General features: G+C 63.5%; 24 protein-coding genes and 1 pseudogene. 18 read left to right on the top strand and 7 right to left on the bottom strand.

Annotated elements, in window-relative coordinates; translation table 11 throughout:
• Positions 1 to 5: 5 nt before the first annotated feature.
• Positions 6 to 482, bottom strand: a complete 477-nt coding sequence (locus LK440_RS13780) for a 4-hydroxylaminobenzoate lyase (RefSeq protein WP_005018564.1) — start codon at positions 480 to 482, stop codon at positions 6 to 8.
• A gap of 183 nt (positions 483 to 665) precedes the next feature.
• On the opposite strand from LK440_RS13780, the gene LK440_RS13775 reads away from it, so the two are divergent.
• From LK440_RS13775 to boxA, 4 genes are all read left to right on the top strand, one after another.
• On the top strand, positions 666 to 1574 hold the full coding sequence (locus LK440_RS13775) for a helix-turn-helix transcriptional regulator (RefSeq protein WP_005018565.1): 909 nt from the start codon (positions 666 to 668) through the stop codon (positions 1572 to 1574).
• A gap of 150 nt (positions 1575 to 1724) precedes the next feature.
• Positions 1725 to 3368: a 2,3-epoxybenzoyl-CoA dihydrolase gene (boxC, locus tag LK440_RS13770; RefSeq protein WP_005018568.1), complete on the top strand. Its 1644-nt coding sequence runs from the start codon at positions 1725 to 1727 to the stop codon at positions 3366 to 3368.
• A 54-nt stretch (positions 3369 to 3422) separates the two neighbouring features.
• Positions 3423 to 4850, top strand: coding sequence for a benzoyl-CoA 2,3-epoxidase subunit BoxB (boxB, locus tag LK440_RS13765; RefSeq protein ID WP_005018570.1), 1428 nt, complete (start codon positions 3423 to 3425; stop codon positions 4848 to 4850).
• A gap of 8 nt (positions 4851 to 4858) precedes the next feature.
• A complete protein-coding gene (gene boxA / locus LK440_RS13760) occupies positions 4859 to 6076 on the top strand; it encodes a benzoyl-CoA 2,3-epoxidase subunit BoxA (RefSeq protein WP_005018572.1) in 1218 nt (405 codons plus the stop codon).
• Here boxA and LK440_RS13755 read toward each other — a convergent pair whose 3' ends face one another.
• Together LK440_RS13755 and yjgA are read right to left on the bottom strand one after the other, a co-directional pair.
• The gene (locus LK440_RS13755) at positions 6077 to 6742 is read right to left on the bottom strand and encodes an alpha/beta hydrolase (protein ID WP_005018573.1); all 666 of its coding nucleotides are present in this window, start codon (positions 6740 to 6742) and stop codon (positions 6077 to 6079) included. It lies immediately after the preceding gene.
• Between the two features lie 6 nt (positions 6743 to 6748).
• Positions 6749 to 7303, bottom strand: coding sequence for a ribosome biogenesis factor YjgA (gene yjgA / locus LK440_RS13750; protein WP_005018580.1), 555 nt, complete (start codon positions 7301 to 7303; stop codon positions 6749 to 6751).
• Positions 7304 to 7361: 58 nt separating this feature from the next.
• Here yjgA and pmbA point away from each other — a divergent pair, with 58 nt between their 5' ends.
• The 8 genes and pseudogenes from pmbA (at position 7362) to LK440_RS13715 (ending at position 13576) form a co-directional block, all read left to right on the top strand.
• Positions 7362 to 8726, top strand: coding sequence for a metalloprotease PmbA (pmbA, locus tag LK440_RS13745; RefSeq protein ID WP_005018582.1), 1365 nt, complete (start codon positions 7362 to 7364; stop codon positions 8724 to 8726).
• Positions 8727 to 9024: 298 nt separating this feature from the next.
• Entirely contained in the window at positions 9025 to 9453 is a 429-nt protein-coding gene (gene rplM / locus LK440_RS13740) for a 50S ribosomal protein L13 (RefSeq protein ID WP_005018585.1), read from the top strand.
• Positions 9454 to 9462: 9 nt separating this feature from the next.
• A complete protein-coding gene (rpsI, locus tag LK440_RS13735; protein WP_005018586.1) occupies positions 9463 to 9855 on the top strand; it encodes a 30S ribosomal protein S9 in 393 nt (130 codons plus the stop codon).
• Between the two features lie 207 nt (positions 9856 to 10062).
• The gene (gene argC, locus LK440_RS13730; protein ID WP_005018587.1) at positions 10063 to 11130 is read left to right on the top strand and encodes an N-acetyl-gamma-glutamyl-phosphate reductase; all 1068 of its coding nucleotides are present in this window, start codon (positions 10063 to 10065) and stop codon (positions 11128 to 11130) included.
• Positions 11131 to 11173: 43 nt separating this feature from the next.
• Positions 11174 to 11533 carry a hypothetical protein gene (locus tag LK440_RS18120; RefSeq protein WP_370510747.1) on the top strand — a complete coding sequence of 120 codons (360 nt, stop codon included), beginning with the start codon at positions 11174 to 11176 and terminating at the stop codon, positions 11531 to 11533.
• A gap of 87 nt (positions 11534 to 11620) precedes the next feature.
• Positions 11621 to 12013, top strand: coding sequence for a hypothetical protein (locus LK440_RS18115; RefSeq protein WP_017685550.1), 393 nt, complete (start codon positions 11621 to 11623; stop codon positions 12011 to 12013).
• Between the two features lie 87 nt (positions 12014 to 12100).
• A complete protein-coding gene (erpA, locus tag LK440_RS13720) occupies positions 12101 to 12472 on the top strand; it encodes an iron-sulfur cluster insertion protein ErpA (protein ID WP_005018588.1) in 372 nt (123 codons plus the stop codon).
• A gap of 153 nt (positions 12473 to 12625) precedes the next feature.
• A pseudogene (locus LK440_RS13715) lies at positions 12626 to 13576 on the top strand (IS481-like element IS481 family transposase).
• On the opposite strand, the gene LK440_RS13710 reads toward LK440_RS13715, so the two are convergent.
• Positions 13573 to 14700 carry an anhydro-N-acetylmuramic acid kinase gene (locus LK440_RS13710; protein ID WP_005018602.1) on the bottom strand — a complete coding sequence of 376 codons (1128 nt, stop codon included), beginning with the start codon at positions 14698 to 14700 and terminating at the stop codon, positions 13573 to 13575. The pseudogene LK440_RS13715 and the gene LK440_RS13710 sit on opposite strands and share 4 nt — an antisense overlap.
• Before the next feature lie 8 nt (positions 14701 to 14708).
• The gene (locus LK440_RS13705) at positions 14709 to 16124 is read right to left on the bottom strand and encodes a M23 family metallopeptidase (protein WP_005018612.1); all 1416 of its coding nucleotides are present in this window, start codon (positions 16122 to 16124) and stop codon (positions 14709 to 14711) included.
• 279 nt (positions 16125 to 16403) lie between these two features.
• Between LK440_RS13705 and tyrS the strand changes: the two genes are divergently transcribed.
• From tyrS to nrdR, 4 genes are all read left to right on the top strand, one after another.
• Positions 16404 to 17633, top strand: a complete 1230-nt coding sequence (gene tyrS / locus LK440_RS13700) for a tyrosine--tRNA ligase (protein ID WP_005018613.1) — start codon at positions 16404 to 16406, stop codon at positions 17631 to 17633.
• Between the two features lie 38 nt (positions 17634 to 17671).
• On the top strand, positions 17672 to 18328 hold the full coding sequence (locus LK440_RS13695) for a YbhB/YbcL family Raf kinase inhibitor-like protein (protein ID WP_005018614.1): 657 nt from the start codon (positions 17672 to 17674) through the stop codon (positions 18326 to 18328).
• A 203-nt stretch (positions 18329 to 18531) separates the two neighbouring features.
• Entirely contained in the window at positions 18532 to 19782 is a 1251-nt protein-coding gene (gene glyA / locus LK440_RS13690; protein WP_005018615.1) for a serine hydroxymethyltransferase, read from the top strand.
• Positions 19783 to 19942: 160 nt separating this feature from the next.
• Positions 19943 to 20428 (top strand): transcriptional regulator NrdR, encoded by a 486-nt coding sequence (nrdR, locus tag LK440_RS13685; protein WP_005018616.1) that lies wholly within the window; start codon positions 19943 to 19945, stop codon positions 20426 to 20428.
• Positions 20429 to 20432: 4 nt separating this feature from the next.
• Here the strand turns inward: nrdR and LK440_RS13680 are convergent, their stop codons facing one another.
• Positions 20433 to 21395, bottom strand: coding sequence for a GlxA family transcriptional regulator (locus LK440_RS13680; protein ID WP_005018617.1), 963 nt, complete (start codon positions 21393 to 21395; stop codon positions 20433 to 20435).
• Positions 21395 to 21955: a cysteine hydrolase family protein gene (locus LK440_RS13675; protein ID WP_005018618.1), complete on the bottom strand. Its 561-nt coding sequence runs from the start codon at positions 21953 to 21955 to the stop codon at positions 21395 to 21397. The genes LK440_RS13680 and LK440_RS13675 overlap by 1 nt, the downstream gene beginning before the upstream one ends.
• Positions 21956 to 22149: 194 nt before the next feature.
• Between LK440_RS13675 and ribD the strand changes: the two genes are divergently transcribed.
• Positions 22150 to 23265, top strand: a complete 1116-nt coding sequence (ribD, locus tag LK440_RS13670; protein WP_025341325.1) for a bifunctional diaminohydroxyphosphoribosylaminopyrimidine deaminase/5-amino-6-(5-phosphoribosylamino)uracil reductase RibD — start codon at positions 22150 to 22152, stop codon at positions 23263 to 23265.
• A gap of 21 nt (positions 23266 to 23286) precedes the next feature.
• Positions 23287 to 23928, top strand: a complete 642-nt coding sequence (locus tag LK440_RS13665; protein WP_005018620.1) for a riboflavin synthase — start codon at positions 23287 to 23289, stop codon at positions 23926 to 23928.
• Positions 23929 to 24010 lie beyond the last annotated feature (82 nt).

Genomic DNA, 24010 nt, shown 5'->3' with positions numbered 1-24010 from the left:
TTCCTTCAGGCGGTCTGACGAGTGAACTCGATGGAGCCGGCCGGCAGCAGATAGAGCACCAGCGCCTGGCCGCCGCTTACCGTAGGGCGGTGCGCCGAGTCCGGCCCGTAGACCAGCCAGCCTGCGCCGCGGCCATCGAAACGGGCCTCGCCGCTCAGCGGCATGACCAGATCGATCTCGCCCTGGGGATGGCGATGATGAGGGCCGGCAAGATCGTTCATGTCTACGACGTCGACCGAGTAGCCGGACAGAGCGGGGTCGGGTTTGAAGACCCGGCCGTAGCGGATGCCTCCTCCTTCGTATTGGCACATCCAGCCCGCAGCCGCCCCCTGGCGACAGGCTTCGAATATGCGCTGGTAGAGGTCACTGCCTGCACCCAGGTCGCGATTCAGGCGATCCTCCAGGGCCTGATCCAGATCGGCGGGTCCGATCTGTTCGGTGACCTCGCGCATCAGCGCATGGAACTGTTCAGGTGTACTCATGGTGTCGTCCTATACACTTATCGTCCCGCGCCTTGGCAACATGCATCAGAGTGCGTGTGGCCGGCGGGGCTGACAGCGGCAAACGGTAGTTGGCTCCTGTTGATGGAAAAATAGTGCTTTATATCGCAAGCGTCAAGCACTATAGTTCATATTTTCTTAAGGGTTAGTGCGGAGTCGCAGACTATGGAGCCAGCGCTGGAGCCGATCGCGGAGGAGCCGCGACGTGACCTATTTCTGATTGCCCTGGGCGAGCGGGTGAGGCGGCTGCGCGCCATTCGCGGCATGACGCGCAAAAGCCTCTCGCAGGCCACGGGTGTCTCGGAGCGCCATCTCGCCAATCTGGAGCATGGGGTGGGCAACGCCTCCATCCTGGTGTTGCTGCAGATCGCCCGTGCCTTTAACTGTGCGCTGGCCGAACTGGTGGGCGATGTCACGACGGAGTCACCCGAATGGTTGCTCATCCGGGAGTTATTGAGCGGCCGCAGCGAATCCGATCTGCAGCGGGCCCGCGAGTCCTTGTCCCAATTGTTTGGCGTGGGCGCTGGCGCACAACGTCCCAACCGCTACCAGCGGGTGGCGCTGATCGGCCTGCGCGGCGCCGGTAAATCCACGCTTGGGCAGATGTTGGCCGATGATCTGGGCTACCCCTTCATCGAGCTCAACCGCGAGATCGAGCGCGTGGCCGGCTGCAGCATTCTCGAAATTCATAATCTGTATGGCCCCAACGCCTACCGCCGCTACGAACGCCGCGCGCTGGAGGAGGCCGTGCAGATCTACCCGGAAATGGTGCTGGCCACGCCGGGGGGGTTGGTCTCCGAACCTGCCACATTCAATCTGCTGCTGGCGCACTGCTACACCGTGTGGCTGCGTGCCACGCCCGAAGAGCATATGAGCCGGGTCATGGCGCAGGGGGATTTCCGCCCCATGTCGGGCAATGGCGAGGCCATGGCCGACCTCAAGCGCATCTTGGCCGGACGTGAGGCTTTCTACGCCAAGGCGGACTTGACCTGGGTGACCAGTGACCTGAGTCTGCCGGAGAGTTTTGGCGGCTTGCGCACGCAGGTGCGCAAAGCCTGCAGTCTGCCGCTCTGACGTTTCTTCAAAAACTGCGTTTTAGTGCACGTCGATATTGACGTGCATTTTTTTTCTGCACTATTCTGCATTTTAATTCATCATATGCAGTATTATGCGTGAGCCACCCGGGCCAACACGCAGATCCGGAAGGTTTTGAGGAGACAGAGCATGAGCACCCCCGCGGTGGATTTTCGGACCGAACCCCAGCTTTACCGTCATTGGCGTTTGAATTGCGAAGGCGATGTGGCCACTCTGGCCATGGATGTCTCCGAAGATGCCGGCCTGCGCCCGGGCTACAAGCTCAAGCTCAATTCCTACGATCTGGGCGTGGACATCGAATTGCACGATGCCTTGCAGCGCATACGTTTTGAGCACCCTGAAGTGCGCGCCGTCGTGGTCACCAGCATGAAAGACCGCATTTTCTGTTCGGGTGCGAACATCTTCATGCTGGGCCTGTCCTCGCACGCCTGGAAGGTGAATTTCTGCAAGTTCACCAACGAAACCCGCAACGGCATGGAAGACGCCAGCGCACACAGCGGTCTGAAATTCATTGCCGCGCTCAATGGTGCCTGCGCCGGCGGCGGCTATGAGCTGGCCCTGGCCTGCGACGAGATCTTTCTGGTCGATGACCGCTCATCGGCCGTTGCCTTGCCCGAAGTGCCCCTGTTGGGCGTGCTGCCCGGCACCGGGGGATTGACGCGGGTTTCTGACAAGCGCCGGGTGCGTCACGATCTGGCCGACATCTTCTGCACACTGGTCGAAGGTGTGCGGGGGCAGCGCGCCAAGGAATGGCGGCTGGTCGATGCGGTGGTCAAACCGGCCCAATTCCAACAGGCCGTGCAGGCACGCGTGCGTGAGCTGGCCGCCGGCAGCGACAGGCCTGGCGGCGCCGGCGTGCATCTGAAACGCTTGGAGCGCGAAGAGGGGCCGCAGGGTCTGCGCTATCGCCATGTCGACGTCAGCATCGATCGTGAAAAGCGTCTGGCCACCTGGGTGGTGCGCGCACCCGCTGCTCCCGTGCAGACCGAGATCGATGCCATCCTTGCCGCAGGCGCGGACTGGTGGCCGCTGGCCATGGCGCGCGAGCTGGACGACGCCATTCTCTACATGCGCACCAATGAGTTGGACATCGGCACCTGGGTGATCAAGACCGAGGGCGATGCGGCTGCCGTGCTGGCTGCCGACGATGTCCTCCAGCGCCATGCCGAACACTGGTTCGTGCGCGAGACCGCCGGCATGTTGCGCCGCACGCTGGCGCGCCTGGACGTGACCTCGCGCACCTTGTATGCCTGCGTGGAGCCCGGATCCTGCTTTGCAGGAACGTTGCTCGAGCTCGCGTTGGCCGCCGACCGCGTCTACATGCTGGACGACGACGATCAGCCAGTGGCACTTACGCTGAACGAGCGCAATTTCGGCGCCTATCCCATGGTCAACGGTCAGTCGCGCCTGCAACGTCGTTTCTACGAAGAGGCGGGCCCTCTGGAAGCTGTGCGGGCGGCCGCGGGTCAGCCGATAGGGCCGCAGCAGGCGCTTGATCTGGGCCTGGTGACGTTTACGCCCGATAGTCTGGACTGGGACGACGAGATGCGCCTGGCCCTGGAAGAGCGCCGTGCGCTGTCGCCCGATGCGCTCACCGGTCTGGAGGCCAACCTGCGTTTTGGCGGTCGAGAAAACATGGCCACCCGCATCTTCGGACGGTTGACTGCCTGGCAGAACTGGATTTTCAACCGCCCCAATGCCGCCGGAGAAAAGGGCGCGCTCAAGCTCTATGGCAAGGGTGAGCAGGCCAACTTCGACTGGAACCGGGTCTGACCCGACCGGCAGCGGAATCATCCGGCGGCCAGGCGCCGCCCTCAGGAGACAGACATGAGCGGTATCAACTACAGCGACAAAATTCCCAACAACGTCAATCTGTCGGGCGACCGCGCGCTGCAACGCGCGCTCGAACACTGGCAGCCCAACTACCTGCAATGGTGGCGCGACATGGGGCCGGACGGCTCGCAGGACTTTGACGTCTACCTGCGCACGGCCGTCAGCGTGCAACCTGATGGGTGGGCGCATTTCGACCACGTCAAGATGCCGGATTACCGCTGGGGCATCTTTCTGGCGCCCCAAGATGGGCAGCGCAAGATCCACTTCGGCGAAAACATGGGCCGCGACGCCTGGCAGGACGTGCCGGGTGAGCATCGTGCCAATCTGCGCCGCATCATCGTCACCCAGGGAGATACCGAGCCGGCGTCGATCGAGCAGCAGCGCCACTTGGGTATGACCGCGCCGTCGCAGTATGACCTGCGCAATCTGTTCCAGATCAACGTGGAAGAGGGACGCCACCTTTGGGCCATGGTCTATCTGCTGCATCGCTACTTCGGCCGTGATGGCCGCGAGGAGGCCGATGCCTTGCTGCAACGCAGCTCCGGCGACGAAGACAATCCGCGCATTCTGGGTGCCTTCAACGAGAAAACGCCCGATTGGCTGGCGTTCTACATGTTTACCTATTTCACCGACCGCGATGGCAAGTTCCAGCTCTGCGCGTTGGCCGAGTCCAGCTTCGATCCGCTGGCGCGTACCACCAAGTTCATGTTGACCGAGGAGGCGCATCATATGTTCGTCGGCGAGTCCGGCGTCTCGCGGGTGATTCAGCGCACCTGCGAAGTGATGAATCAACTCAAGACTGACGATCCGGCTGCCATCCGGGCCGCCGGCGTAATCGACCTGCCCACCATCCAGCGCTACCTGAACTTCCATTACAGCGTGACCATCGACCTGTTCGGTGCGGATCAATCGTCCAACGCCGCCATCTTCTACAGCTCAGGACTGAAGGGCCGTTATGAGGAGGGCAAGCGCAATGACGATCACCAACTCAAGAACGACACCTACCGCGTGCTGAGCGTGACCGACGGTCGCCTGCGCGAAATCGAAGTGCCCATGCTCAACGCCCTCAACGAGGTGCTGCGTGACGACTTCATCCGCGACTCCATGGCCGGGGTGGGCCGTTGGAACAAAGTGATCGAAAAAAACGGCATCCCGTTCCGCCTGTCGGTGCCGCACAAAGCCTTTAACCGCCAGATCGGCACCTTGGCCGGTATCCGTGTCTCGCCCGAGGGCGAAGTGCTCAGCGAAAGCCAGTGGCAGGCCAATCGCGACAAGTGGTTGCCAACTCCCGAGGACCGCGCATTCGTGGCCTCGTTGATGGGCCGCGTAAGCGAACCGGGCAAGTTCGCCAATTGGATCGCGCCGCCGGTCATGGGGGTCAATCGCCAGCCGGTGAATTTCGAGTACGTCCGTTTCAGCTGAGTCCCGCCATGAATGCGGCCGCCGAGCTGTTGAGACAGCACCTGATCGATCCCGAGATATGCATCCGTTGCAATACCTGCGAGGAGACGTGCCCGATAGATGCGATCACGCACGACAGCCGCAACTACGTCGTCGACGCGGATATCTGCAATGGGTGCATGGCCTGTGTGCCGCCATGTCCGACCGGCGCGATCGACAGCTGGCGTCTGGTGGCGCGGGCGCAGGCCTATGGATTGGATGAGCAATTGGGGTGGGACGAGCTGCCGGCCGAGCAGCCGCTGACCGAAGCGTCCGAGATGGCTGCTGCTGCCGTCGCCGCCGAGCTCCCGATGGCCACGGCAGCCGGCCCGAGTGCAACGGTGCCGCCCTGGTCGGCGGCTCACCCCTATGTCAACCTCTACACCCACAAAGCGCCGGTGACGGCCACCGTGGTGGGCAACTACCGGGTAACGGGCACGGACACCGACAGCGATATCCGGCACATCGTGCTGGACTTTGGCGCGCAGCCGTTTCCGGTGCTCGAGGGGCAGTCCATCGGCATTCTGCCGCCTGGCACGGACGTGCATGGTCGTACGCATCATGCGCGCCAGTACTCGCTGGCCAGCCCGCGAGACGGCGAGCGCGCCGGCTACAACAATCTCTCCATCACGGTAAAGCGCGTCACCGAAGGGCATGATGGCCAGGCCGTGCGCGGGGTCTGCTCCAATTATCTGTGCGACCTGGTCAAAGGCGACGTCGTGCAGGTCATCGGGCCGTTCGGCAATACCTTCCTCATGCCCAATCATCCGGGCGCCAACCTGATGATGATCTGTACGGGAACGGGGGCGGCACCGATGCGCGCCATGACCGAAAACAGCCGCCGTCGCCTGGCCCAGGGCGGGCTGGGCCGGTTGATGCTGTTTTTTTGTGCGCGAACCGAACGCGAGCTGCCGTACTTCGGGCCGCTGATGAAGCTGCCCGCGGACTTCATCGACATCAATCTGGCCTTGTCACGCGACCCGGGCCAGCCCAAACGCTATGTGCAGGATGCCATACGGCAACGGGCGCAGGAGGTACTCGGGTTGTTGACCTCGGGCGACACGTATATCTATGTGTGCGGCCTCAAAGGCATGGAACAGGGCGTGCTGCAGGTCATGGCCGATATCGCGCAGGACGGCGGCCATGATTGGGCGGTGCTATCCGAAACGCTGCGGCGCGAAGGCCGCATGCATTTCGAGACGTATTGATCAGCGCAGGACCGCGCGCAGAAACTTGCCGATGTCCTGCACTTCCTCGAGGCACACCGAGTGCGGCATGGGATAGCTGTGCCACTGGACCGCATAGCCAAGGCTCTGGAGTTTGTCGCGCGAGGCTTCGGCGCGCGCCAGTGCCACCACCGGATCGTACAGGCCATGGGCCATGAAAATGGGCGTCTGGGCATTGGCCGGGTGGCGTTCGGTCTCGGCCATATCGATCAGCGGCAGATAGCCAGACAAACCCACCAGCCCGGCCAATGGCTCGGCCAGGCGTAAGCCGGTGTGCAGCGTCATCGCGCAGCCTTGCGAAAAGCCGGCCAGCACGATGCGCGAGGTTGGAATGCCACGCGCATTTTCGCGGGCAATCAGCTTCTGGATGGCAGCCTGCGAAGCGCGGATACCCGCAGCATCTTCCTGGCGCACCAGGTCCATGACCAGGATGTCGTACCACGAACGCATGGCCATGCCGCCGTTGATCGTCACGGGCGCGACCGGGGCGTTGGGGAAAACGAAGCGCACCGGCTGGGTCAGGCCCAGCTCGGGCACGATGGGGACGAAATCATTGCCGTCGGCGCCCAATCCATGCAGCCAGATCACCGCATGGGTCGGGTTGGCGCCGGTTTCGACTTCGATGCATTCCAGCAGATCTTGGCTCATGGGGCCTTATTTCGTGAGGGATTTGAGCGCCTGGAACAGGGCCCGGTATTGCTTGCGCTGCGGCTCCTGGCCCTGCAGCAGCGCGGTGTTGTGCTGCGCTTCCTTGCGTGCGGCGCGGATGACGGCGCGCAGATGCTGCACGTCGGCCACGGGATAGCGCTCCAGCAGCTCGGTCAGGGCGTTGTCGTCCTGGATGAGGCGCTCGCGCAGCCCTTCCAGGCGGTGCATGGAGGCGGTTTCCTCGCGGGAACCGTTCTCCCAGACATCGAGCTGGTGACGGATTTCGTCGGCAGGGGCAGCGCGCATCAGTTTGCCCACGAAATGGGTCTGGCGGCGCAAGCCTTCGCGGCTGGTCGTGCGCTGGGCCTCACGGATGGCCTCGTACAGCCGCTCTTCAATGGGCAACTGGCGCAGGCGCTCGGGAGACAGCTCGATCAACTGCTTACCCAGGTCCAGCAAGGCGTGCATATCACGCTTAATCTGGGACTTGCTGGGCCGGTCATAGCCGTTTTCATCGTAGCCGTCGTCGTCGACGGTATTTTCGGAATCTGGAAAGCTCATGGGACACTGCTAAAAGACGGACTTGGCTATGATAACCGTCTCTGCACATTGGACAGCAATGGTCACTTCCTCTTCCTCCCTGCCGATCGCGGCGAATCACGCGCGTTTTTCCGAACTCGTCGAACAGGTTCTGGGCTATGCGCGCCAGATCGGCGCCAGCGATGCGGTTGCCGAAGTCTCCGAAAGTCTGGGTCTGTCGGTGTCGGTACGCAAAAACGATATCGAAACGGTCGAGCAGACCCGCGACCGCTCGCTGGACCTGACGGTGTACGCCGGCCAGAGCCGGGGCTCGGCCTCGACCTCCGACTTCTCCGAGGCGGCCCTGCGCCAGACCGTCGAGGCCGCCTGGCATATCGCGCGCCATACAGCCGCCGACGAGGCCGCCGGCCTGCCTGATGCCGAAATGCTGGCGACCGAACACCTCGATCTGGACCTGCATCATCCCTGGGTCATCGACACCGCGGCGGCCGCCGAGCTGGCGCTGCGCGGCGAGCGCGCGGCGCGCGCGGTCGACAGCCGCATCACCAATACCGATGGGGCGGGGGTGAACACCTACGAGGGCCAGTTCGTCATGGGCAACACGCGCGGCTTCATGGGGGGGTATCCCTACAGCCGGCATAGCTTGTCGGTGGCGCCGATTGCAGGGCGCGGCAGCAAGATGCAGCGCGACTACTGGTACACCTCCGAGCGCGACCCAGCCTTGCTGGCTTCGCCGGAAGACGTCGGGCGTTACGCCGCCGAGCGCACCCTGGCCCGGTTGTCGGCGCGGCGCTTGCGCACCACCAAGGCGCCGGTGTTGTTCGAGGCGCCGCTGGCTCTGGGCCTGCTGGGCGCGTTTGTGCAAGCCGTCAGCGGGGGCGCGCTCTACCGCAAGGCGACCTTTCTGGTGGATTCGCTGGGCAAGCCGATATTCGCCGATCACATCGACGTGCAGGAAGATCCGCATGTGCGCGGCGGCATGGGCTCGTCGGCCTTTGACGACGAAGGCGTACGCACGCAGGCTCGCCGCGTGGTGGCCGGCGGCACGCTCGAAGGCTATTTCCTGTCGTCGTACACGGCGCGCAAGCTGGGCATGAGCACCACCGGCAACGCAGGCGGCTCGCACAATCTTTCCTTGACCTCCCGGCTGACGCGTCCCACGGATGATTTTCGCGCCATGCTCAAAAAGCTGGGCACTGGCCTGCTGGTCACCGAGCTCATCGGCCAGGGCGTGAACTACCTGACCGGCGATTATTCTCGTGGCGCCTTCGGTTACTGGGTCGAGAACGGCCAGATCCAGCACGCCGTGGAAGAAATCACCATCGCCGCCAACCTGGCTGACATGTTCCGGCAGATCGTGGCCGTGGGTGCGGACACGCTGTCGCGCGGCACCAAGACGACGGGCTCCATTCTGATCGAGCAGATGTCCATCGCCGGCGCTTGATCCGTCCGGCCTGCTCGGGCTCCGTGTATCCGTCCCTTGATATTCGGGCGGGGCCCGGAACCCCTTGCGGCCGGGTTTTGCACAAAAATTGAGCAGGCGTGCTAAACTAGCTAGCTTTCCCTTTATCTGGCTTTGCGCCAGAGGTTGGCTAGGGCACCAGTACGGGCGGGTAATAACGCTTAGACAGGGGGCCAGTACCTGATGCGCCAGAAGCGCGCTTTCGGGTTTGCCGCAAGGGAAAGAACCCGGCCAGGATGTTCTGGCGGGCAAACTTTTTCTATTCATTCTAGGAACCATCATGAAGACCTTTGTGGCCAAGCCGCATGAAGTCAAGCGTGACTGGTTTGTGATCGACGCCAAGGGCAAAGTCCTCGGTCGTGTGGCCAGCGAAGTCGCACGTCGTCTGCGTGGCAAGCACAAACCTGAATTTACGCCGCACGTTGATACGGGCGATTACATCGTCATCATCAACGCTTCCGATATCGTCGTTACGGGTACCAAGGCGCAAGACAAGAAGTACTTCCGCCACACCACCTACCCGGGCGGTATCCGCGAAACGAACTTCGAGAAAATGCAAGAGCGTTTTCCCGGCCGCGCCATCCAGAAGGCTGTCAAGGGCATGCTGCCCAAGGGTCCGCTGGGCTACGCCATGATCAAGAAACTCAAAGTGTACGCCGGTGCCGAGCATCCGCACACCGCTCAGCAGCCCAAGCCGCTGGATCTCTAAGGAAACGCCATGATCGGTAACTGGAACTACGGAACCGGCCGTCGCAAAACCTCGGTGGCTCGTGTTTTCATCAAGAAGGGTACGGGCAACATCGTCGTCAACGGCAAACCCGTCGACGAGTTTTTTGCTCGCGAAACCGGCCGCATGGTCGTGCGTCAGCCTCTGGCGCTGACCGGTCACCTCGAATCGTTCGACATCAAAGTCAACGTGATCGGTGGCGGTGAGACCGGCCAGGCCGGCGCAGTTCGTCACGGCATCACGCGTGCCCTGATCGACTACGACGCGACCCTGAAGCCCGCACTGTCGCAAGCTGGTTTTGTGACCCGCGATGCCCGCGAAGTTGAACGTAAGAAGGTCGGTCTGCGCAAGGCGCGCCGCCGCAAGCAGTTCAGCAAGCGTTAATCGCTGTATGCAAAAAGGCCTCGCAAGCGGCCTTTTTGCTTTTGGGGCCGGCGCTTGCCCGCGGGCAGGGAACTCCGGACCACACGATCTGTTCCAACTTGCGCCTGTTCTAGCAATGGTGGCAGGTGCCGGAGCGATACAATTCATTCAGGCGTGTCGTGCCCCGTGCCGCACCCCAGCGTGCCTCACACCCAGGAAGAAGCTACCATGGCCCAAGCAACGAATTCCCGCATCAAGGTCGGCATCGTCGGCGGCACCGGATATACCGGCGTCGAACTGCTGCGCTTGTTGTCGCAGCACCCCAATGTCGAACTGACTGCCATCACCTCGCGCAAAGAAGACGGCCTGCCCGTCGCGGATATGTATCCGAACCTGCACGGCCGCGTGAAGCTGGCCTTCAGCGCTCCAGAAAAAGCGACCCTGACCGATTGCGACGTGGTGTTTTTCGCCACGCCCCACGGTGTGGCCATGGCCCAGGCGCAGGAACTCACCGCGGCCGGTACGCGCGTGATCGACCTGGCGGCGGACTTCCGCCTGCAGGACACCGCTGTGTTCGAGCGCTGGTACAAAATGCCGCACACCTGCCCGGACATCCTGGCCAACGACTCGGCCTATGGTCTGGTCGAGCTTAATCGGGAGGCAATCGCCAGCGCCAAAGTCATTGGCAATCCCGGCTGCTACCCGACAACCGTCATCCTGGGCCTGGCTCCGCTGCTCGAAGGCGGCAAAAAACTGATCGATACCCAGAACCTGATCGCCGACTGCAAGTCCGGCGTCTCAGGCGCTGGCCGCAAGGCCGAAGTCGGCTCGCTCTTTTCCGAGGCCAGCGACAATTTCAAAGCCTACGGCGTGGCGGGTCACCGCCATCATCCCGAGATCACCGAACAGCTCGAAAAACTGGCCGCAGGCAAGGTGGGCCTGACCTTCGTGCCGCACTTGGTGCCGATGATCCGAGGCATGTTCTCAACCATCTACGCGCGCATCCTTCCCGAGGCACGGGACACCGATTTCCAGGCGTTGTTCGAGTCGCGTTATGCGGGCGAGGCCTTCATTGATGTCATGCCGGCTGGCAGCCTGCCTGAAACCCGTTCGGTGCGCGCCTCCAACAACCTGCGCATCTCGGTGCAGCGTCCGGGCAATGGCGACCAGCTCGTCATCCTCGTGATCCAGGACAACCTGGTCAAAGGCGCAGCAGGTCAGGCGGTACAGAACATGAATCTGATGTTCGGCCTGCCGGAAGCCACCGGTCTGGATCAGGTCGCCATTCTTCCTTGATGCTCAGCCGCCGGCCGTCACGCCCCTGACCCCCCGAATGTCGATGCCCGAGCCCGCCGCCTTCGTCGTTCCGCCCCGCAAGCGGGGCTGGCGGCGCGCCGCCTGGATGGCGCTCATGCTCGGCCTGGGCTTGGGAGCGGGCGTAGGGGTGGGGTACCAGTATGCGCTGGGCCCTGGCCGCCCGGCGCACATGGTGATGCTCACGCAGGCGCAGGTGGACGCTCAGGACGCCAGCCTTCGACAGCGAGAAACCGAGGCGCGCTTTCTGCGCGCCCAACTCGATACGGCGGACGGTGAAATCGCGGTCGAACGTGCCGCGCGCCAAGAGCTGGAAACCCAGTTGCGTACCGCGCAGACCGAAGTGGGCCGGGTGCGGGATCAATTGGCGTTCTATGAGCAGTAGCTTCCGCCCGGACCGGCCGGCTCCATCGATGTCCGCGGCGCGGAGTTCTCGCGCGCGGGTAACGGCCTGCGCTACCGGGTACTGTTGATGCGTAGCGGCCGTGGCAACGACAGCGCCTTTAACGGCGAATTGCGCTTTCAGGCCATCGGGATCCAGCAAGGACAGACGGTGACCGTTGAGCTCAGCCCGCAGCAGGTCAAGACGGACGAGGCGGCTGCGCCTGTGGCTGTTCTGCCGCCTGCCGCGGCTCACGCGCTGCCCGGCGATGAGGCCGCCACCAGCAAAGCTGGCGGCACGGCCGCCCTGGCCCCGCCCAATGGCACCAGTGGGGCGGGAGTCTTGGCCCTGCATTTTGACCAGTTCCAGCGCAGTCAGGGAGTGTTGGCGCTGCCTGAGGGATTTGTCCCCGAAAGTGTGACCGTGACGGTTCTCGAAGAAGGCACGGTGCGTGCCACGAGAAATGTCAAATTGGAATTTTGACGCGCGGCCTGGCTGCGCTATAGTGATCTTATTCGTGCGGCCTCGGCCGCCATCCGGAATTCGGCCCTCGCGGCCAGGAGTGTAATCATGAATGCTGTTACCGAAACCGTGGATCTCCAAGCCCCTCCGCCGGTGCCGTTGGTCTTCACCGATTCGGCTGCCGCCAAGGTCAAGGATCTGTTGGCCGAAGAGGGCAACCCCGAGCTCAAACTGCGCGTGTTCGTCCAAGGCGGGGGCTGTTCCGGCTTTCAGTATGGCTTTACCTTCGATGAGGTCGTCAATGAAGATGACACCGTGCTCGACAAAGAAGGCGTGCAGTTGCTGGTTGATCCGATGAGCTTCCAGTATCTGGTCGGCGCCGAGATCGACTACAAAGAAGACCTCGAAGGCGCACAGTTCGTCATTCGCAATCCCAATGCGACCACGACCTGCGGCTGCGGCTCGTCGTTCTCGGTTTAAGGCGCGCTGCCCGGTACATCAAGCCCCTTCGGGGGTTTTTTGTTTGGCGGGCTAGCTGTGAAGATTCAATAGGTTGTATGCATGGTTCATCCGAACCGGATTTGAGAAACTGGAAATCGCCAACCCCCCAGTTCACTCAAGGAGCCCGGCCGGATGAACACCCATAAGCATGCCCGATTGACCTTCCTACGTCGCCTCGAAATGGTCCAGCAATTGATCGCCCATCAAGTTTGTGTGCCTGAAGCGGCCCGCGCCTATGGGGTCACCGCGCCGACTGTGCGCAAATGGCTGGGCCGCTTCCTGGCTCAGGGCCAGGCGGGCTTGGCCGATGCGTCCTCGCGCCCGACGGTCTCGCCCCGAGCGATTGCGCCGGCCAAGGCGCTGGCTATCGTGGAGCTGCGCCGCAAGCGGCTGACCCAAGCGCGCATCGCCCAGGCGCTGGGCGTGTCAGCCAGCACCGTCAGCCGCGTCCTGGCCCGCGCCGGTCTGTCGCACCTGGCCGACCTGGAGCCGGCCGAGCCGGTGGTGCGCTACGAGCATCAGGCCCCCGGCGATCTGCTGCACATCGACATCAAGAAGCTGGGACGTATCCAGCGCCCTGGCCACCGGGTCACGGGCAACCGACGCGATACCGTTGAGGGGGCCGGCTGGGACTTCGTCTTCGTGGCCATCGATGACCACGCCCGCGTGGCCTTCACCGACATCCACCCCGACGAGCGCTTCCCCAGCGCCGTCCAGTTCCTCAAGGACGCAGTGGCCTACTACCAGCGCCTGGGCGTGACCATCCAGCGCTTGCTCACCGACAATGGCTCGGCCTTTCGCAGCCGCGCCTTCGCCGCGCTGTGCCATGAGCTGGGCATCAAGCACCGCTTTACCCGACCTTACCGCCCACAGACCAATGGCAAGGCCGAACGCTTCATCCAGTCGGCCTTGCGTGAGTGGGCTTACGCTCACACCTACCAGAACTCCCAACACCGAGCCGATGCCATGAAATCCTGGCTACACCACTACAACTAGCATCGACCCCACCAAGGCATCGGGCGCGCTGTACCCATCTCCAGACTCAACCTGGACGAATACAACCTATTGACAGTTCACAGCTAGCGGGCGGGGTACAGCGCGCCCAGAATGCGAGGCCCGCGTGCTCCCGTGACGGCGGGGACGCCGGCAGGTTGGCGCTCGACGAAGGCACGCGCCAACCAGGCGAAAGCCATCGCTTCGACCCATTGTCCGGGCACGCCCTCGCTATCGGTGGCGGCGACCGGGTAAGGCAGGGCCTGAGCCAGGGCCGCCATGAGGCTCGGATTACGGGCGCCACCGCCACACACCAGCATGTCTTGCAGGGGGTCGCCAGCCACGGCTTGCGCCACGGTCTGTGCCGTCAAGGCGACAAGGGTGGCCTGAACATCCCGGGGTGCCAGCGTCGCCGTATAGCTGTCGAGGCGGCGCTGCAGCCACGGCAGGCCGAATAGATCGCGTCCGGTGGACTTGGGCGCGGGCAAGGCGAACCAGGGCTCGCTGTCGAGCAAATGGCGCAGCAACCCGGCATCGGCCCGCCCGCCGGCGGCCCACTGGCCGTCCTGGTCGAAGGCTTGCCCTGTATGCTGCTGGCACCATCCGTCAAGCAGCACATTGGCCGGGCCGGTGTCGAAGCCGCGTGGAGCGCGGCCCGGTCCGAGCAGCGTGACGTTGCCGATGCCGCCGAGATTGAGCACGGCGCGCGGTGCGCCCCGATTGAACATGGCGTCATGAAAGGGCGGCACGAGCGGTGCACCTTGGCCACCCGCAGCGACGTCGCGGCTGCGAAAATCTGCCACGACATCGATGCCACTTAACTCGGCCAGCAGGGCGGGGGCATTGAGTTGCAGGGTGTAGCCCAGATCGGGGCGATGCCGCACGGTTTGCCCATGTGCCCCGATGGCGCGGACCTGTTCAGGGCGCAGGCCGCTGGCGGCCAACAGGCGCTCGACTATCGCCGCGTACAGGCGGGCCAGGTCGTTGGCCGCCAAGGCCGCACGGTGCAGCTCATCAGGCCCGCTGGTGTTCAAGGCCAGGAGCGCGCCGCGCAAGTCCAGGGGCATGTCCAGGGACGCGGTGGCCAGCAGGCGCAGGCCGGGTTCCAGTTGCAGCAGCACGCCGTCCACACCATCCATGCTGGTGCCTGACATCAGACCGATGAAACAACGGCCCGGCAGCGAACTGCTCGGGCCGTCGATGGGGGGCGTCATTGGGGCGCTCAGCGGCTGGCCACGTTGGTCATGGATTCCGGCAGGGTGTGCTGGAATTCGGTGAGCAACTGGATCTGCTGCTTGAACGGTGCCACGGTCGTGGCGAAAGCACGGGCCTCGGCGGGCTCGAGCTTGCGTGCCACGGGCAGGTCCACGGACAGCGGATCAACCGGCTGATTGTCGATGCGGAATTCGTAGTGCAGGTGCGGTCCGGTGGCCCACCCGGTCGCGCCCACGTATCCCAGCAGGTCGCCTTGCGCAATTTTGTCGCCTTTTTTCAGGCCAGCGCGGATGCTGCTTTGGTGCGCGTAGAGCGTGGAGTATTTGCCGTAGTGCTTGACGATGACCACGTTGCCGTAGCCGTTTTGCCAGCCGGCGAATTCCACCGTGCCATCCGCGGTGCTGTGAATGGGCGTGCCTGAAGGAGCGGCGTAGTCGACGCCTTTGTGACCGGTCCAGGTGCGGTGGATGGGATGCATGCGCATGCCAAACGTGGAGCTGATGCGGCTGAACTTCAGGGCCGTGCGCAGGAAGGCGCCGCGCAGGCTGGTGCCGTCGAAGTCGTAGTAGCTGCCACTCTTGTTGTCGGCGCTGAACCAGACGGCGCTGTAGACCTTTTCGTTGTTGACGAACTCGACGGCCAGCAGGCGGCCCGCGCCGGCATAGCGGCCGTCATGCGATCGTACTTCGTAGACCACGCGGAATTGATCGCCCTGGCGCAGGTCGCGCAGGAAGTCGATCTTGGCGCCGAGGATGTCTGCCATCTGCATCGTGATCGAATCCGGGATGCCGGCCGCGTCGGTGGCGGCAAACAGCGAAGAGCGGATGGTCCCCACGGCCACGCGGGTTTGCAGATCGGTGCTTTCGGTGATTTCTTCGGTCTTGAAGCTGTCGCCGGCCGGTTGCACGTTCAGCAGTTTGGTGTAGACCTGTCCGTCGACTTCGTTGCCCGGCGTATGGATGTAGCGCAGCCACACCAGCTTGCCTTCTTCGTCGGTGGCGGCCTGCACCGCGCGGCCCGGATACAGGCGGTAGATGCTGCGAGCGCTGGCCTCGTGGGTCAGGAAGGTCTGCAGCTTGCTGTCGTCGAGGTCCAGGCGCTGCAGCACGCTTGCCAGGGTGTCGCCAGAGCGGATGCGGGTTTCACTGATGTAGGGCGCCGGGGCGCTGGCGCTGACCTGAAGCTGCTCGGGCAGCAGCGGCAGTTCGCTGTTGATCAGGCGCAGAGGGGGCAGTTCGGTGCGGTCGGGTTGCTGCACCATGCCCAGCGCGGCAGCACCGGCAAACAGGCCAAGAGCGCAAACCACCAGAGTGCGGCGCATTAGCGAGCCGCCACGGGACGAGCGGGTTTCGACGGCAGGAGTAAACAGGGCGGCAACCTTGCGGCTCAGGCTGCGCACCAGACTGTTGAAGCCTCGATTCATTGGGCGGACCTTAGATGGGTACAGATGCACGAATGGCGCCTGACCGCGGCTATTCCCCCTGTAGGCCTGTGGGCCGGAGGCAGGTTGCGCCGGGGTGGCGATATCGTGGAAATACTTTTGGAAGAACGGAGCGGCTAGCAGGGACGTCAACGGCCATGAATATGACAGTTGCGTATGATTAGGGCAGTATCCTAGCGGAATAAGCTAGAATTTTCGACCAATTTCTACAGTTTTTACACCTTTTTTTCGCCTAACTCCCGTCTTCCGGGGCTCATCATCATGCCGCAAGCCGAATTTCCCATTACTCCCGAAGTCGAAGCAGATCTGCGCGTGGCGCGGCGCGGCTGCGATGAGCTCCTGGTCGAGTCAGAGTTCGCCCGCAAGCTGGCCCGCAGCCGTGCCACCGGCGTGCCACTGCGCATTAAGCTGGGGCTGGATCCGACGGCTCCCGACATCCATCTGGGCCACACGGTGGTCCTGAACAAAATGCGCCAGTTGCAGGATCTGGGGCATAACGTCATTTTTCTGATCGGCGACTTCACCTCGACCATCGGCGACCCCAGCGGCCGCAACTCCACCCGCCCGCCGTTGACGCGCGAGCAGATCGAACACAACGCCAAAACCTATTACGCCCAGGCCAGCCTGGTGCTGGATCCGGCCCGAACCGAGATACGCTACAACTCCGAGTGGTGTGATCCCCTGGGTGCGCGCGGCATGATCCAGCTTGCCTCCCGCTACACAGTGGCCCGCATGATGGAGCGCGAGGACTTCACCCGGCGCTTCAAGTCTGGCGTGCCCATCGCCGTGCACGAGTTTCTCTACCCGCTGATGCAGGGGTACGACTCGGTCGCGCTCAAGGCCGATCTCGAGCTCGGCGGCACCGATCAGAAGTTCAATCTGCTGGTGGGCCGCGAGTTGCAGAAAGAGTATGGCCAGGAGCCGCAGTGCATCCTGACCATGCCGCTGCTCGTGGGCATGGACGGCGTCGAAAAGATGTCCAAGTCCAAAGGCAATTACATCGGGATCTCCGAGTCGCCGGACTCCATGTTCGGCAAGCTCATGTCGATCTCCGATACGCTGATGTGGCGCTATTTCGATCTGTTGTCCTTCCGGTCGCTGGAGGACATTGCGGCGCTCAAGGCCGAGGTCGAAGGCGGGCGCAATCCGCGCGACGCCAAGGTGGCGCTGGCTCAGGAGATCATTGCCCGCTTTCACAGCCAGCAGGATGCCCAGCAGGCCTTGGCCAACTTCGAGGCGCGCTTCCGGGACGGCGCCATCCCGGACGATATCCCCGAGGTCCAGCTGGCCGGCGCGCCCATGGGCGTGCTGCGCATTCTGCGTGAGGCCGGCCTGTGCGCGTCCAGCTCCGAGGCGCAGCGCGCCGTCGAGCAGGGCGGGGTCAAGGTCGACGGCGTCAAGATCGAAGACCGGTCGTTGCAATTGGAGCCGGGCTCCTATGTCCTGCAAGTGGGCAAACGGAAGTTTGCGCGTGTTAACTTGGTAGCGTGACTGGCCTGGCGCCAGCGGTTTTGTTAAGGAGCACGATCATGAAACTCGCGAGCCTGTCGTTTACCGATAACGAGTCCATCCCCGAGCGCTATGCCTTCGGCAGGATCGACCCGCAATCCCGTATTGCCCTGGCCGATAATTTCAATCCGCAGTTCTCCTGGGATGATGTCCCCGAAGGAACGAAGTCTTTCGCCCTGCTATGCCATGACCCGGACGTGCCTTCCAAGCCCGACGACGTCAATCAGGATGGCCGAGAAGTGCCTGCCGCGCTGCCGCGGGTGGATTTTTTTCATTGGGTGCTGATTGACCTGGCCCCCAATTTACGTGAAATCCAGGAAGGCGCCTTTTCGGATGGCATTACCCCCCGGGGCAAGGGCGGGCCATTGGCGCCCCACGAAGCGCGCCAGGGCTTGAACGACTACACCGGTTGGTTTGCCGCGGATCGCGACATGAGTGGCGATTATTTCGGCTATGACGGCCCTTGCCCGCCCTGGAATGACGCCATCGTGCACCGCTATGTTTTCACGCTGTACGCGCTGGACGTCGCCAAGCTGAACGTGCATGGCAAGTTCACCGGCGCCGACGCGCTCAAGGCAATGCAAGGCCATGTGCTGGCGCAGGCGGCTGTCACGGGGACGTACACGCTCAACCCCGCTCTGGCGCCGCGCCAGATTGGCGCGACCTCGGCATCCTGATGAGCGGGGCCGGCGCTGTGGCGCCGGTACGATATGAGCGTGGCTCATGCCTGTCATGAGTCGCGCTCCAGTAAACGTCGGGTTGGCGGTTTTTACCAACGGTTCACGGGGTTTTGCCTCGTTTGCGGCAAGGGAAACGGCGCTGGACGGGGTACACTAAGCGCATTGTTTTTGCTTCTTCTCCGTTCCAGGAAACCCCCTCCATGTTCGACCGCAAGCTCACCCTCGACAAGGTGGACCCCGACCTTTGGGCCGCCATCCAGAAAGAAGACGTCCGCCAAGAGCAGCACATTGAGCTGATCGCCTCCGAAAACTACGCCAGCCCGGCCGTCATGCAGGCTCAGGGCACGCAGTTGACCAACAAGTACGCTGAAGGGTATCCGGGTAAGCGTTATTACGGCGGTTGCGAGTACGTGGACATCGTCGAGCAGCTGGCGATCGACCGCCTCAAGCAGGTGTTTGGCGCCGAAGCGGCCAATGTGCAGCCCAATTCCGGTTCGCAGGCCAATCAGGGCGTCTACATGGCTGTCCTCAAGCCAGGCGATACCGTGCTGGGCATGAGTCTGGCCGAAGGCGGCCACCTGACCCACGGCGCATCGGTCAATGCCTCGGGCAAGCTGTACAACTTCCTGCCCTATGGTCTGGACGAGAACGAAGTCCTCGACTATGCCCAGGTCGAGGCGCTGGCCAAAGAGCACAAGCCCAAGCTGATCGTCGCAGGTGCATCGGCGTACGCCCTGCATATCGACTTCGAGCGCATGGCCCGTATCGCGCACGATAATGGCGCGCTGTTCATGGTCGATATCGCCCACTACGCCGGTCTGGTGGCGGGTGGCCAATATCCCAACCCCGTGCCGCACGCGGATTTTGTCACCTCGACCACGCACAAATCGCTGCGCGGCCCGCGCGGCGGCGTGATCATGATGAAGGCCGAGTTCGAGAAGGCCGTCAATTCGGCTATTTTCCCGGGCATCCAGGGTGGTCCGCTCGAGCATGTCATTGCCGCCAAGGCCGTGGCCTTCAAGGAAGCGTTGTCGCCCGATTTCAAGGAATACGCCGCCCAGGTCGTCAAGAACGCCAAGATATTGGCCGAAACCCTGGTCAAGCGTGGGCTGCGCATCGTCTCGGGTCGTACTGAAAGCCACGTCATGCTGGTCGACCTGCGCGCCAAGGGCATCACCGGCAAGGAAGCCGAGGCGGTGCTGGGCCAGGCCCACATCACGGTCAACAAGAACGCCATCCCCAACGATCCGGAAAAGCCCTTCGTAACCAGCGGCATTCGTCTGGGTACGCCGGCCATGACGACTCGTGGTTTCAAGGAAGCCGAGGCGGAATTGACCGCCAATCTGATTGCCGACGTGCTGGAGAACCCGCGCGACGAGGCCAATATTACCGCCGTGCGCGCCAAGGTCAACGAGCTGACGTCGCGTCTGCCCGTCTACGGCACCAAGTAATTCCTGCCGGCATTGCGGTATCTACGGGCCCCTGCGGGGGCCCGTTTTCGTTGGACGGGCCTGCGGCGCGTGCTCCGATGCAACAAAACTTGCCGCCCGCACGCGGTGCAGACGCCGCTGTCATTACAATACGGCGATTACAGGCACGGGGGAGCGCGACATGAGGTGCCCATTTTGCGGAAATGCAGATACTCAGGTGGTAGACAGCCGGGTATCCGAAGAGGGCGACACCATACGGCGGCGCCGGCGCTGCCTGTCCTGTGACAAGCGCTTTACCACCTATGAACGTATCGAGCTGGCCATGCCCACGGTGGTCAAGCGCGATGGCAGCCGCAGCGATTACGATGCCGCCAAATTGCGCGGCAGTCTGGCGCTGGCCTTGCGCAAGCGTCCGGTCAGTACCGAAGAGGTCGACGCGGCGGTGGCCCGCATCGAAGAGACCTTGCTGGCCAGCGGCGCGCGCGAGGTGCCCAGTGAACACATCGGCGAGCTCGTCATGAATGAGCTCAAGCGCCTGGATAAAGTGGCTTACGTACGCTTTGCGTCGGTCTACAAGAGCTTTGAGGATATCGGCGAGTTCGTCGAAGCCATCCGGGAAATGCAGGGGCCTTTGCGGCCGGGCAGCGGAAAGCTGCGCAAGGAATGATCCATCATGGCCCGGCTCGAACGGCGCTGGGCGGGCCGGCCTCGTGGCGGCGCCAGACACGGCGCAAATGATGCGCGGAACTGAATCCGGTTCGTTCGGCCACGCGTTCCAGATCCAGGCGCGTCTCGCGTAGCAGCTCCTTGGCCAGGGTCAGGCGAACCTGATAGACATAGTCCATGGGCGTGCAGCCCGCATGCTCGGCAAACAGCCGGTTCAGGTGGCGTGCGCTGGTATGTGCCAGCTCGGCCAGGCCCTGCGCCGACCACTGCGCAGCGGGCTCGCGCAGCACTGCATCTTGAACGCGGTGCACCCCGGGGTGCAGATGATTGCGGTGGTCCAGCCACGGCGAGAGTGCGGCGTCGCTGCCTGCGCGGCGCATATAGACCACCATTTCGCGCGCCACGGCGCTGGCGACGCGCGCGCCGCAGTCGCGCGCGACCAGGTAAAGGGCCAGGTCGATGCCGGCGGTAATGCCCGCGCTGGTCCACAGGCCGGCGGACTCGACGAAGATGCGATTCTCCAGCACGCGTGCATCGGGTGCCAGCGCGCGCAGGGCTTCCAGGCAACTGTGATGGCTAGTGCATTCGCGCCCGCCCAGCAGGCCGGCCGCAGCCAGCATCAGGGCCCCGGCGCAGACGGACATCAGCCCGAAGCCATCGGCCGCAGCGCGGCGCGCAAGCCAGGCGATGAGCGCCTGGCGGTCGGGGCGCTCCAGCGCGTGGCGCGCGTTGACCTGGCCGCTGATCACCACCAGCGCGTGCGATGGCAGGCTCTGAGGCAGCGGCGCCAGGCGCGACAGATACAGCCCCTGCAAACCGCTTTGCACCTCCTGCTGCGGGCCGCAGTAATGCAGTGCATAGCGTCCGGGTACGTAGTGGTTGGCGATGCGCAGGGCCTCGGCAGGGCCGGCCAGGTCCAGGAGCACGATGTCCTCCTGGACGACGAAGTAGACCGGCGTGCTCGTCATCAGTCCTCCAGCGCCCGGGCGGCCGGCACGATGCGGGCGAAGCGTGTCGCCAGGACGAGCTCTGTGCAGTCTCGAATCTGGGCGGGCGTGTACGCGGTACCAGCCGGGCTTTGCATGGCGAAGGTCAGCGTAGCGTCCGTGACAAACCGCACCTTGTAGCCGCTGTCCGAGGCGTGGCGTGCCGTGGTCTCGCAGCATTGTTCGGTGCGGATGCCGGCGATGATGACCTCTTCGATGCCATGTCCGGTCAGCCAGGCGTGCAGGGTGTTGCCCTCGGCATCTCGCGCAAACAGTGCGGAGTGCACGTTTTTGTGGAAGATGGCCGTGGGTGTGACGCGGACCTCGGCCAGAGTGCGGACGTAGCCGGATTCGGGGGCAAAGACAGACTCGGGGTTGGTGGTGTTGACATGAAAGACCTGCAGCACGTCGATGCCGCGTGCCTGCGCGGCATCGACCAGGCTCTGGGCATTACGTGCAAAGACGGTCAGTTCGGTTTCATCCCAAAACGGACATTGGCGGAAGGATTCCTGGACGTCGATAAAGAGAAGCGCTTGTTTCATGGTCAACCTGTCGTTGAGGAGAGAGTAGCCCCATTTTGCGCGTCGATCACCGTTGGGGCCATGCCAGCGAAGACCAGGATGGGCCTGAAACGGACAATCCTATGCCGGGATGGCTGGTCGCAGGCGCAGCGCCGCATTGGGCGCGGCGGGCGGATACAATCGCTGCCATGAGCGACCCCCAAGATATCTACTGGATGCGCCGCGCCCTGGAGCTTGCCCGGGGCGTGATCTACACCACGTCGCCCAACCCACGCGTGGGCTGCGTCATCGTTCGCGACGGACAGGTATTGGGCGAGGGGGCGACGCAGCCTGCGGGCGGACCGCATGCCGAGGTCATGGCGCTGCGTGCGGCGCAAGCCGGAGGGCATGACCTGGCCGGCGCCACGGTCTTTGTCACGTTAGAGCCCTGCAGCCACTACGGCCGGACCCCGCCTTGCGTCGACGCCTTGGTGGCGGCCGCTCCGGCGCGGGTGGTGGTGGCGCTGGGCGACCCCAATCCGCGTGTGGCGGGCCAGGGCTTCGCACGCCTGCGCGCGGCAGGCATCGCGGTCACCTCGGGCATCTGCGAGCAGGAGGCATTGGCCCTGAATGCCGGTTTCGTGGCGCGCATGAGCCGGGCCACGCCCTGGTTATGGCTTAAGCTTGCTGCATCGCTGGACGGCCGCAGCGCACTGCACAACGGCGTGTCGCAATGGATTACCGGCGAGGCCGCGCGTGCGGACGGGCATGCCTGGCGCGCGCGCGCCGATGTCGTGCTCACCGGTATGGGTACGGTGTTGAAGGACGATCCGCAGTTGACGGTGCGCGCCGTGCAGACGCCGCGTCAGCCGCGCAAAGCCGTGGTGGATGGGCGGTTTCAGGTGCCTGAGCACGCGCGCTTGTTCGATGGCACACCGGCCTGGGTGTTTACCGCGATCCGGGACGACGCCAAGGCGGCGCGCCTGGCAGACAAGAATGTCGAGGTCGTGTGCCTGCCCGATGCTGGCGGCCAGCGCGTGGATCTCGCCGCCATGATGCGCTGGCTGGCGGCCCAGGATTGCAATGAAGTGCATGTGGAGGCGGGTGCGGGATTGTCGGGCGCGTTGCTGGCTGCCGATTGCGTGGACGAATTGCTCGTCTACCTGGCGCCCGTGATGCTGAGCGATGCGGCAGGCATGGTGCAGATGCCCATGCTCGAGCATCTGGATGCGGCACGCCGCTTTCGTTTTACCGATCTTGTCCGGGTGGGCGAAGACGTGCGCCTGCAGGCGCGCGATCACGCACGCTGGCTGGCGCTTCTGGCCAGCGCACGGCGCGCCTCCGAACAATAGTCACATCTCTGGGAGATTCATATGTTTACGGGTTTGGTGGCTGCGGTTGGCCGTATTGTTTCGGTCAAGCCCTTGGCCGGCGAGGATGCGGGTGTGCGTCTGGATATCGACGCGGGGGATCTGGGGCTGCAGGACGTCGCCATCGGAGACTCTATCGCCGTGCAGGGCGCGTGCATGACCGTGGTCAATCTGACGGGTCAGGGCTTTGAGGTGGACGTGTCGCGCGAAAGCTTAAACCGCACAGTGGGTTTGCAACGCGAGGGCGAAGTCAACCTGGAAAAGTCCCTGGATCTGGGGGATAAGCTCGGCGGGCACCTGGTGTCAGGGCATGTCGATGGCCTGGGCGAAGTGTTGCGGTTTTCCGATGCGGGAGAGTCGCGCGAGCTCGTCATTGCCGTACCCAGGGCCTTGGCGCGCTTTCTGGCCTACAAGGGTTCGATCACTGTCAACGGCATCAGCCTGACCGTCAATCACGTCGAAGATGGCGCCGATGGCTGCGAGATCAGCATCAACATCATTCCTCATACCCAGGCCGTCACCACCTTGCGCAACGTGCATGCCGGCGACCAAGTCAATCTCGAAATCGACATGATCGCGCGCTATGTCGAGCGCATGCTCAGCGCCTCCGGTGCAGTCGATGGCCGCGCGCCAGCTTGGCTGTAGAACCCCTGCGTGTGCGTACATGAGGACATAAGCTTATGCGTGCATCGTGCATGAATATGCACGTGGGCTGACCCCGATTGCT

This window comes from Bordetella holmesii, from assembly GCF_020735985.1.
Lineage (GTDB): Bacteria > Pseudomonadota > Gammaproteobacteria > Burkholderiales > Burkholderiaceae_B > Bordetella > Bordetella holmesii.
The sequence above is the reverse complement of the archived record's forward strand: the minus strand, read 5'-3'. Positions and strand labels throughout refer to the sequence as shown.

Excerpts from the sequence above, each read along its gene's own strand:
- LK440_RS13780 (WP_005018564.1), bottom strand. The coding sequence starts at position 482 with ATGAGTACACCTGAACAGTTCCATGCGCTGATGCGCGAGGTCACCGAA.
- LK440_RS13775 (WP_005018565.1), top strand. The coding sequence starts at position 666 with ATGGAGCCAGCGCTGGAGCCGATCGCGGAGGAGCCGCGACGTGACCTA.
- boxC (WP_005018568.1), top strand. The coding sequence starts at position 1,725 with ATGAGCACCCCCGCGGTGGATTTTCGGACCGAACCCCAGCTTTACCGT.
- boxB (WP_005018570.1), top strand. The coding sequence starts at position 3,423 with ATGAGCGGTATCAACTACAGCGACAAAATTCCCAACAACGTCAATCTG.
- boxA (WP_005018572.1), top strand. The coding sequence starts at position 4,859 with ATGAATGCGGCCGCCGAGCTGTTGAGACAGCACCTGATCGATCCCGAG.
- LK440_RS13755 (WP_005018573.1), bottom strand. The coding sequence starts at position 6,742 with ATGAGCCAAGATCTGCTGGAATGCATCGAAGTCGAAACCGGCGCCAAC.
- yjgA (WP_005018580.1), bottom strand. The coding sequence starts at position 7,303 with ATGAGCTTTCCAGATTCCGAAAATACCGTCGACGACGACGGCTACGAT.
- pmbA (WP_005018582.1), top strand. The coding sequence starts at position 7,362 with ATGGTCACTTCCTCTTCCTCCCTGCCGATCGCGGCGAATCACGCGCGT.
- rplM (WP_005018585.1), top strand. The coding sequence starts at position 9,025 with ATGAAGACCTTTGTGGCCAAGCCGCATGAAGTCAAGCGTGACTGGTTT.
- rpsI (WP_005018586.1), top strand. The coding sequence starts at position 9,463 with ATGATCGGTAACTGGAACTACGGAACCGGCCGTCGCAAAACCTCGGTG.
- argC (WP_005018587.1), top strand. The coding sequence starts at position 10,063 with ATGGCCCAAGCAACGAATTCCCGCATCAAGGTCGGCATCGTCGGCGGC.
- LK440_RS18120 (WP_370510747.1), top strand. The coding sequence starts at position 11,174 with ATGCCCGAGCCCGCCGCCTTCGTCGTTCCGCCCCGCAAGCGGGGCTGG.
- LK440_RS18115 (WP_017685550.1), top strand. The coding sequence starts at position 11,621 with ATGCGTAGCGGCCGTGGCAACGACAGCGCCTTTAACGGCGAATTGCGC.
- erpA (WP_005018588.1), top strand. The coding sequence starts at position 12,101 with ATGAATGCTGTTACCGAAACCGTGGATCTCCAAGCCCCTCCGCCGGTG.
- LK440_RS13710 (WP_005018602.1), bottom strand. The coding sequence starts at position 14,700 with ATGACGCCCCCCATCGACGGCCCGAGCAGTTCGCTGCCGGGCCGTTGT.
- LK440_RS13705 (WP_005018612.1), bottom strand. The coding sequence starts at position 16,124 with ATGAATCGAGGCTTCAACAGTCTGGTGCGCAGCCTGAGCCGCAAGGTT.
- tyrS (WP_005018613.1), top strand. The coding sequence starts at position 16,404 with ATGCCGCAAGCCGAATTTCCCATTACTCCCGAAGTCGAAGCAGATCTG.
- LK440_RS13695 (WP_005018614.1), top strand. The coding sequence starts at position 17,672 with ATGAAACTCGCGAGCCTGTCGTTTACCGATAACGAGTCCATCCCCGAG.
- glyA (WP_005018615.1), top strand. The coding sequence starts at position 18,532 with ATGTTCGACCGCAAGCTCACCCTCGACAAGGTGGACCCCGACCTTTGG.
- nrdR (WP_005018616.1), top strand. The coding sequence starts at position 19,943 with ATGAGGTGCCCATTTTGCGGAAATGCAGATACTCAGGTGGTAGACAGC.
- LK440_RS13680 (WP_005018617.1), bottom strand. The coding sequence starts at position 21,395 with ATGACGAGCACGCCGGTCTACTTCGTCGTCCAGGAGGACATCGTGCTC.
- LK440_RS13675 (WP_005018618.1), bottom strand. The coding sequence starts at position 21,955 with ATGAAACAAGCGCTTCTCTTTATCGACGTCCAGGAATCCTTCCGCCAA.
- ribD (WP_025341325.1), top strand. The coding sequence starts at position 22,150 with ATGCGCCGCGCCCTGGAGCTTGCCCGGGGCGTGATCTACACCACGTCG.
- LK440_RS13665 (WP_005018620.1), top strand. The coding sequence starts at position 23,287 with ATGTTTACGGGTTTGGTGGCTGCGGTTGGCCGTATTGTTTCGGTCAAG.